This is a genomic window from Oleiphilus sp. HI0128 (assembly GCF_001635365.1).
This window is the reverse complement of the sequence record NZ_LWGG01000825.1, coordinates 1-7,218: the sequence shown is the minus strand read 5'-3', so window position 1 is coordinate 7,218 and position 7,218 is coordinate 1. Positions and strand designations below refer to the sequence as shown.

15 protein-coding genes and 1 pseudogene are annotated in these 7,218 nt (G+C 44.8%); all 16 read right to left on the bottom strand.

Annotation, left to right across the window (positions count from 1 at the left end; translation table 11 throughout):
* Positions 1-298, bottom strand: a 298-nt coding sequence (gene rpsN, locus A3763_RS12545; protein WP_068760086.1) for a 30S ribosomal protein S14, incomplete at its 3' end; no start/stop codon positions are given.
* A 12-nt stretch (positions 299-310) separates the two neighbouring features.
* Positions 311-850 carry a 50S ribosomal protein L5 gene (gene rplE / locus A3763_RS12540; RefSeq protein ID WP_068508538.1) on the bottom strand — a complete coding sequence of 180 codons (540 nt, stop codon included), beginning with the start codon at positions 848-850 and terminating at the stop codon, positions 311-313.
* Positions 851-864: 14 nt separating this feature from the next.
* Positions 865-1,182 carry a 50S ribosomal protein L24 gene (gene rplX, locus A3763_RS12535; RefSeq protein ID WP_068508536.1) on the bottom strand — a complete coding sequence of 106 codons (318 nt, stop codon included), beginning with the start codon at positions 1,180-1,182 and terminating at the stop codon, positions 865-867.
* Between the two features lie 16 nt (positions 1,183-1,198).
* Positions 1,199-1,567, bottom strand: a complete 369-nt coding sequence (gene rplN / locus A3763_RS12530) for a 50S ribosomal protein L14 (protein WP_068508534.1) — start codon at positions 1,565-1,567, stop codon at positions 1,199-1,201.
* A 26-nt stretch (positions 1,568-1,593) separates the two neighbouring features.
* Positions 1,594-1,863: a 30S ribosomal protein S17 gene (gene rpsQ / locus A3763_RS12525; RefSeq protein WP_068508559.1), complete on the bottom strand. Its 270-nt coding sequence runs from the start codon at positions 1,861-1,863 to the stop codon at positions 1,594-1,596.
* Between the two features lie 2 nt (positions 1,864-1,865).
* On the bottom strand, positions 1,866-2,057 hold the full coding sequence (gene rpmC / locus A3763_RS12520) for a 50S ribosomal protein L29 (RefSeq protein WP_068508532.1): 192 nt from the start codon (positions 2,055-2,057) through the stop codon (positions 1,866-1,868).
* Positions 2,057-2,470 (bottom strand): 50S ribosomal protein L16, encoded by a 414-nt coding sequence (rplP, locus tag A3763_RS12515; protein ID WP_068508522.1) that lies wholly within the window; start codon positions 2,468-2,470, stop codon positions 2,057-2,059. Before rplP ends, rpmC begins: the two co-directional genes overlap by 1 nt.
* An 11-nt stretch (positions 2,471-2,481) precedes the next feature.
* Positions 2,482-3,165: a 30S ribosomal protein S3 gene (gene rpsC, locus A3763_RS12510; RefSeq protein ID WP_068508520.1), complete on the bottom strand. Its 684-nt coding sequence runs from the start codon at positions 3,163-3,165 to the stop codon at positions 2,482-2,484.
* An 11-nt stretch (positions 3,166-3,176) separates the two neighbouring features.
* Entirely contained in the window at positions 3,177-3,515 is a 339-nt protein-coding gene (gene rplV / locus A3763_RS12505; RefSeq protein ID WP_368664608.1) for a 50S ribosomal protein L22, read from the bottom strand.
* Between the two features lie 12 nt (positions 3,516-3,527).
* Complete coding sequence (gene rpsS, locus A3763_RS12500) at positions 3,528-3,803, bottom strand: 30S ribosomal protein S19 (protein ID WP_068508516.1); 276 nt, start codon at positions 3,801-3,803, stop codon at positions 3,528-3,530.
* Positions 3,804-3,823: 20 nt separating this feature from the next.
* Entirely contained in the window at positions 3,824-4,651 is an 828-nt protein-coding gene (rplB, locus tag A3763_RS12495; RefSeq protein ID WP_068508514.1) for a 50S ribosomal protein L2, read from the bottom strand.
* A gap of 15 nt (positions 4,652-4,666) precedes the next feature.
* Positions 4,667-4,960: a 50S ribosomal protein L23 gene (gene rplW / locus A3763_RS12490; RefSeq protein WP_068508512.1), complete on the bottom strand. Its 294-nt coding sequence runs from the start codon at positions 4,958-4,960 to the stop codon at positions 4,667-4,669.
* Positions 4,957-5,565 (bottom strand): 50S ribosomal protein L4, encoded by a 609-nt coding sequence (gene rplD, locus A3763_RS12485; RefSeq protein WP_068508509.1) that lies wholly within the window; start codon positions 5,563-5,565, stop codon positions 4,957-4,959. The genes rplW and rplD overlap by 4 nt, the downstream gene beginning before the upstream one ends.
* A gap of 8 nt (positions 5,566-5,573) precedes the next feature.
* Positions 5,574-6,212 carry a 50S ribosomal protein L3 gene (rplC, locus tag A3763_RS12480; protein ID WP_068508507.1) on the bottom strand — a complete coding sequence of 213 codons (639 nt, stop codon included), beginning with the start codon at positions 6,210-6,212 and terminating at the stop codon, positions 5,574-5,576.
* 118 nt (positions 6,213-6,330) lie between these two features.
* Positions 6,331-6,642, bottom strand: a complete 312-nt coding sequence (rpsJ, locus tag A3763_RS12475) for a 30S ribosomal protein S10 (protein ID WP_068455763.1) — start codon at positions 6,640-6,642, stop codon at positions 6,331-6,333.
* Between the two features lie 189 nt (positions 6,643-6,831).
* Positions 6,832-7,218: pseudogene (gene tuf / locus A3763_RS12470) on the bottom strand (elongation factor Tu); the annotation flags it as partial.

Here is a 7,218-nt window from a genome sequence, read left to right as displayed (position 1 = left end):
TTGCTTTTTTCAGGCCGGGCACATTACCACTCATTCCCTGTTCACGCAATTTAATTCGTGAAAGTTTGAACTTGCGGTATACGCCATGTGGTCGACCTGTCACTTGACAGCGATTTCTAAGTCTGCTTGGACTAGCGTTACGCGGTAGCTTTTGCAATTGTTTCTGAGCTTCCCAACGATCTTCATCAGAAGTATTTTGGTTAGAGATAATTGCTTTTAGCTCCGCACGCTTCTCAGCATACTTGGCTACTGTTTTTTCGCGCTTTAGTTCGCGCTGCTTCATTGAGATCTTAGCCATTGCTTCTTACCCTTATTTTTTGAACGGGAAGTTGAAAGCGCGAAGCAAAGCTCGACCCTCATCATCCGTTGCAGCAGATGTAGTAATAGTAATGTCTAGACCACGAATCTTATCGACTTTGTCGTAATCAATCTCTGGGAATATGATTTGCTCTTTAACACCCATTGAATAATTACCACGTCCGTCAAATGACTTCGAGTTTAGACCTCGGAAGTCGCGGATACGCGGAATAGCGATACCAACTAAACGCTCGAAAAATTCCCACATACGCTCGCCACGTAAAGTAACTTTACAGCCGATCGGATAACCTTCACGAACTTTAAAGCCAGCTACTGACTTACGAGCTTTTGTAGTCACTGGCTTTTGGCCAGCTAATTTCTCAAGATCAGCGATTGCGTTCTCTAGCATTTTTTTGTCTGCTAGCGCTTCGCCAACACCCATATTAAGGGTAATTTTCTCAATTTTCGGTACTTGCATTATGCTCTTGTAATCGAACTCTTTTTGCAGTGCAGGTACCACTTCGCTTTTATAAACTTCTTTCATATTTGCCATGGTTTATTACCTGCCTACTTATCTACGAGCTCGTCGTTAGATTTGAATACACGTACCTTCTTGCCATCTTCAAGGACTTTGAAGCCTACACGGTCTGCTTTGTTGGTTGTTGGATTAAAAATCGCAACATTAGAAGCCTGAATTGGCGCTTCTTTCTCAACAATGCCACCTGGCGTACCCAGCATTGGGTTAGGCTTAGTGTGGCGCTTAATCATGTTGATTCCAGAAACGACCAAACGGCCATCCTTCATCACACGATTAACTTTACCACGCTTACCGTTGTCCTTGCCTGCTATGACAATCACTTCATCGTCACGTTTGATCTTTTTCATAACCGGCCTCTCGTCCTTAAAGCACTTCAGGTGCTAAAGAAATAATTTTCATGTACTTATCGCCGCGCAACTCACGAGTTACAGGACCAAAAATACGAGTTCCAATCGGTGCATCACTAGCGTTTAACAACACAGCAGCGTTACCATCGAATTTAATTAAAGAGCCATCTGGGCGACGTACACCACTACGCGTACGCACTACCACAGCACTCATGACATCGCCTTTTTTGACTTTGCCGCGAGGTATAGCTTCTTTTACAGTGACTTTAATTACATCACCAATTCGTGCATAACGACGATGTGAACCACCCAGCACTTTAATACACATTACTCGACGCGCACCGCTGTTATCGGCCACATCTAGCATACTTTCCGTCTGAATCATCGTTGTTCTCCAAACCTTACCAGGGGTTAAACGTTAGATGCTTTTTCATCGATGTTTAGTAACGTGAAAGACTTTGTCTTCGAAAGAGGACGCGTCTCTTGAATTGTTACTACATCGCCGATGTTGCATTCGTTATTCTCATCGTGAGCATGTACCTTGGTAGAACGCTTAACGTACTTACCGTAGATTGGATGCTTTACACGACGCTCAATCATCACAGTGATTGACTTATCCATTTTGTTACTAACAACTTTACCATTTAAGGTACGAGCTGTGTTCTGTGCAGTATCAGTCATAATCATTCACCTGCCTTTTGCGTCAATACAGTTTTAATGCGTGCAATGTCGCGTCTATTCTGACGAAGTAAATGAGACTGATTCAACTGACCAGTAGACTTGCGTAGACGCAAGTTAAACTGCTCTTTAAGCAAACCAAGAAGATCCTGATTCAACTCGTCTACAGACTTACTTGTTAATTCACTTGCTTTCATTACATCACCGTCCTTTCAACAAAGGTTGTCGAAACAGGTAATTTTGCAGCTGCAAGAGCGAATGCTTCACGCGCCAGCTCTTCCGGCACACCTTCAATTTCGAATAAAACTCGACCTGGCTGAACCTGGGCAACCCAATATTCAACACTNCCTTTACCTTTACCTTGACGAACTTCTAAAGGCTTTTGCGTAATCGGCTTGTCAGGAAAAATTCGGATCCAGATCTTACCACCACGCTTAACTTTTCGAGAGATCGTACGACGAGCCGCCTCAATCTGTCGTGCAGTAATACGCCCGCGATCGGTACACTTAAGACCATATTCGCCGAAGCTTATCTTTGCACCGCGCTGAGCCAGACCGCGGTTACGGCCTTTCTGCATTTTTCTAAATTTGGTACGTTTTGGTTGTAGCATTACTTGGCCCCTTACTTAGCAGCTTTCTTCTTGGTAGCTTTCTTCTCAGCACGTACCTGTTCGATACCACCCAGAATCTCGCCCTTGAAGATCCAAACTTTAACGCCAATAATGCCGTAAGTGGTATTTGCCTCATGCGTTGAGTAATCAACGTCTGCACGCAATGTATGTAGAGGCACACGACCTTCACGATACCATTCACTTCTAGCTATCTCAGCACCACCCAAACGACCACCAAGCTGTATCTTGATACCCTTCGCACCTTGACGCATTGCATTTTGAACTGCACGCTTCATTGCACGACGGAACATAACACGACGTTCCAATTGGCTAGCTACACCTGCAGCAACCAACTTAGCATCCAAGTCTGGCTTACGAATTTCCTCGATATTGATGTGAACCGGAATCCCCATCATTTCGCCAATCTCTTTGCGAAGCTTTTCAACATCTTCGCCTTTCTTACCGATTACGATACCAGGACGCGCAGTGTGAATTGTCACACGAGCGTTCTGAGCTGGTCGCTCGATAGTGATCTTGCTAACTGACGCTCTTTCAAGCTTTTTCATCAAATACTCACGTACCTGAATGTCGTTTAGCAAGTACTTAGCGTAATCACCTTTCTCTGCATACCAAACGGAGTTGTGGTCTTTCACAATACCCAGTCTGATACCAGTAGGATGTACTTTCTGACCCATCTTAGTATCTCCTAGTTATCGGCCACTTTGACCGTGATATGACAGGTGCGCTTGAATATTCTATCAGCACGACCTTTCGCACGTGGTCGGATTCGTTTCATAGTTGGGCCTTCATCAACAAATACTGTTGAAACTTTAAGCTCATCTACGTCCAAACCATCGTTATGCTCTGCATTTGCGATAGCCGACTCCAACACTTTCTTCATAAGGGCTGCAGCTTTCTTAGTGCTGAAAGTTAAAACTTCCAACGCCTCTTCTACACCCTTTCCTCGGATCTGATCTGCTACCAAACGTGCCTTCTGAGCAGATAGACGAGCACCTCTATGCTTTGCAGCTACTTCCATCTCAATATCCTCTCAGAATTATCGCTTCGCTTTCTTATCGGCATCATGACCCCGATAAGTACGCGTTGCAGCAAATTCACCTAATTTATGACCAACCATATCTTCGGTTACATAAACAGGAACGTGTTGACGTCCGTTATGAACCGCAATAGTCAGGCCTACCATCTCAGGAAAAACAGTTGAACGACGAGACCAAGTCTTAATTGGTTTCTTGTCACCTTTTTCCAGAGCCGTTTCTACTTTCTTCAATAAATGAAGGTCTATAAATGGACCTTTTTTCAAAGAACGTGGCACAGCGTAACCCTCTTAGTTAATTACTTAGCCGACCGACGACGTACTATCATCTTGTCAGTGCGTTTGTTCTTGCGAGTTTTATAGCCTTTAGTAGGTACACCCCAAGGAGTAACAGGGTGACGACCACCAGAGGTTCGCCCTTCACCACCACCATGTGGGTGGTCAACTGGGTTCATAACAACACCACGCACCGTTGGTCGAATACCGCGCCAACGTGATGCACCCGCTTTACCTAATTGCCGTAGGCTGTGCTCACTGTTTGAAACCTCACCCAAAGTAGCTCGACATTCAACAAGAACCTTACGCATTTCACCAGAACGCAAACGAAGAGTTGCATAAGCACCTTCTCTTGCTACTAGCTGCGCAGAAGTACCTGCACTACGAGCGATTTGAGCGCCTTTACCAGGCTTCAATTCAACACAGTGGATAACACTACCCACAGGAATATTTCGAATAGGTAAGGTACTGCCTACTTTAATAGGAGCATCTTCACCCGAACGAATCTCTTGACCGACTTCAACACCTTTAGGAGCAATAATGTAACGACGCTCGCCATCCATATATTTCAGCAATGCGATGTGCGCTGAACGATTTGGATCGTGCTCGATACGCTCAACAACAGCTGGAATGCCGTCTTTTGTGCGCTTGAAGTCAACAACACGATAGTGCTGCTTATGACCGCCACCCTTGTGACGAACAGTAATACGACCGTTGTTATTACGACCGCCATTTTTAGATTTCTTTTCAACTAACGGCGCATAAGGACGACCCTTGTATAAATGAGGGTGTACTACCTTAACGACATGACGACGGCCGGCAGATGTTGGTTTGGTTTTTACGACTGGCATAATTCGACCTCTACCTTATTCCACGTCCATGAAATCGATATCCTGACCTTCTGCCAATTTGACATAAGCCTTACGAATATCTTTGCGCTTACCAAGACCGTTCTTAGTGAACTTAGTCTTGCCTTTAATATTTACAGTTTGAACTGCTTCAACTGTAACATTGAAAAGTTTCTCAACAGCCTTCTTGATTTCTGGCTTGCTAGCATCCGCAGCAACCTTAAAACAAACCTGGTTGTTCTCTGCTGCCATAGAAGCTTTTTCAGAAATATGAGGACCTAAAAGAACCTTATAGATACGTTGTTCATTCATCCCAACATCTCCTCAATCTTTTTAAGAGCAGAAACTGTGACAACCACCTTATCGAAACCAACAAGGCTTACAGGGTCAACACTTTCCGCATCACGCACATCCACTTTAGGGATATTGCGAGACGCCAAATATAAGTTTTGATCAATTTCTTCAGAGATGATCAAAGTACTATCTAGCAAACCCTGCTCTTTCAACTTAGCAGTCAGCTCTTTTGTCTTTGGCTCAGCAACAGTTAGCTCTTCAACAACCAACAAACGCTCCTGACGAACCAACTCTGACAAAATAACCTGCATCGCTGCACGATACATTTTACGGTTTACTTTTTGAGAGTGATCTTGCGGCTTCGCAGCAAATGTAACACCACCTGAACGCCAGATTGGGCTACGAATAGTACCTGCACGTGCACGACCAGAACCCTTCTGCTTCCATGGCTTCTTACCACCACCACTTACTTCAGAACGAGTTTTCTGAGCTCGAGAACCCTGGCGGGCAGCTGCCATATATGCAGTGACAACCTGATGAACCAAAGACTCATTAAATTCACGAGAAAACGTAGCTTCAGATACAGCCACTGAATTTCCAGAACCAGTAATTGTTAATTCCATGACGCCCCCTATGCCTTCTGTGCTGGCTTGACAATGATGTCCGCGCCAGTAGCACCAGGAACAGAACCTTTAATCAATAAAAGGTTACGTTCTGCGTCTACACGAACGACTTCTAAGCTCTGAACAGTAACTTGTTCAGCACCCATGTGACCTGACATCTTCTTGCCTTTAAAAACACGACCTGGCGTCTGACACTGACCAATTGAACCGTTTGATCTGTGTGACAACGAGTTACCATGCGTCGCATCTTGCATGCCAAAGTTCCAACGCTTAATACCGCCCTGGAAACCTTTACCTTTAGACTGACCAGTTACATCAATAATCTGACCAACTTCGAAGACTGTCGCATTAAGTGCGTCACCTGCTTTAAGATCTTCGCCTTCGCCTTCCGCCAAACGGAATTCCCAAAGACCACGACCCGCTTCAACACCTGCTTTCGCAAAATGTCCAGCTGCAGCTTTAGATACGCGAGAAGCGCGACGCTCACCAACAGTTACCTGAATTGCACGGTAACCATCAACATCGTCTGTTCTCACCTGTGTGATACGGTTATCTTCAACCTCGATAACCGTTACCGGAATGGATGCACCTTCGTCTGTAAAAACTCGAGTCATCCCAGCCTTACGGCCGACTAAACCAATCGCCATTTTTCACCTCTTAAGTGTACGGGGCTTTCACCCTCTATGGCCCTATAAATTAGGTAGTTACACTTTACCGCTCGATCTAACTTGAACGGCACCAACTTTTTAGAAAAGTTGGAAAAACTTAACCAAGACTAATCTGAACGTCTACGCCAGCTGCCAGGTCAAGTTTCATTAGTGCATCTACAGTTTTTTCTGTAGGCTCTACAATATCCATCATTCTCTTATGAGTACGAATCTCATACTGATCACGCGCATCTTTGTTTACGTGAGGAGAAATCAAAACTGTAAATCTCTCTTTCTTAGTTGGAAGAGGAATCGGACCACGCACTTGCGCACCGGTTCTCTTCGCCGTATCTACAATTTCTTGTGTAGACTGATCGATCAGACGATAATCAAAAGCTTTTAGTCTGATTCTGATTTTTTGGCTTTGCATGTGACCAAAACTCCAGTAATTAGCCACTTAAACCCAAAAAGGCGCGTGACTGCTGTATAAAAAAGGAGCCGCATTGTACGTATTGCAACCAACCGTGTCAACCGACATCCCGACATAAATACGATTTCTTTTAGCACAAAAAAAAGAGCCGCCCGAAGGCAGCTCTTTTTTTAGGATATAGGCGTCAGATTATTCAACAATCTTAGCTACAACACCCGCACCTACAGTACGACCACCTTCACGAATCGCGAAGCGTAGACCTTCTTCCATCGCGATTGGCGCGATCAAAGTAGCTGTTAACTGTACGTTATCACCAGGCATTACCATTTCAACACCTTCAGGCAACTCACAAGCACCTGTCACATCAGTCGTACGGAAGTAGAACTGTGGACGGTAACCTTGGAAGAATGGCGTATGACGACCACCTTCATCTTTACCCAAGATATATACTTCAGCTTCAAACTTAGTGTGAGGCTTAACAGAACCAGGCACACATAGAACCTGACCACGCTCAACTTCGTCACGCTTAGTACCACGCAGAAGAACACCAACGTTCTCACCCGCACGACCTTCGTC

Coding starts and splice junctions, on each gene's coding strand:
- rplX (WP_068508536.1), bottom strand. CDS start 1,182: ATGAAAAAGATCAAACGTGACGATGAAGTGATTGTCATAGCAGGCAAG.
- rpsJ (WP_068455763.1), bottom strand. CDS start 6,642: ATGCAAAGCCAAAAAATCAGAATCAGACTAAAAGCTTTTGATTATCGT.
- rpsC (WP_068508520.1), bottom strand. CDS start 3,165: ATGGGTCAGAAAGTACATCCTACTGGTATCAGACTGGGTATTGTGAAA.
- rpsQ (WP_068508559.1), bottom strand. CDS start 1,863: ATGACTGATACTGCACAGAACACAGCTCGTACCTTAAATGGTAAAGTT.
- rplB (WP_068508514.1), bottom strand. CDS start 4,651: ATGCCAGTCGTAAAAACCAAACCAACATCTGCCGGCCGTCGTCATGTC.
- rplE (WP_068508538.1), bottom strand. CDS start 850: ATGGCAAATATGAAAGAAGTTTATAAAAGCGAAGTGGTACCTGCACTG.
- rplD (WP_068508509.1), bottom strand. CDS start 5,565: ATGGAATTAACAATTACTGGTTCTGGAAATTCAGTGGCTGTATCTGAA.
- rplW (WP_068508512.1), bottom strand. CDS start 4,960: ATGAATGAACAACGTATCTATAAGGTTCTTTTAGGTCCTCATATTTCT.
- rplN (WP_068508534.1), bottom strand. CDS start 1,567: ATGATTCAGACGGAAAGTATGCTAGATGTGGCCGATAACAGCGGTGCG.
- rplC (WP_068508507.1), bottom strand. CDS start 6,212: ATGGCGATTGGTTTAGTCGGCCGTAAGGCTGGGATGACTCGAGTTTTT.
- rpmC (WP_068508532.1), bottom strand. CDS start 2,057: ATGAAAGCAAGTGAATTAACAAGTAAGTCTGTAGACGAGTTGAATCAG.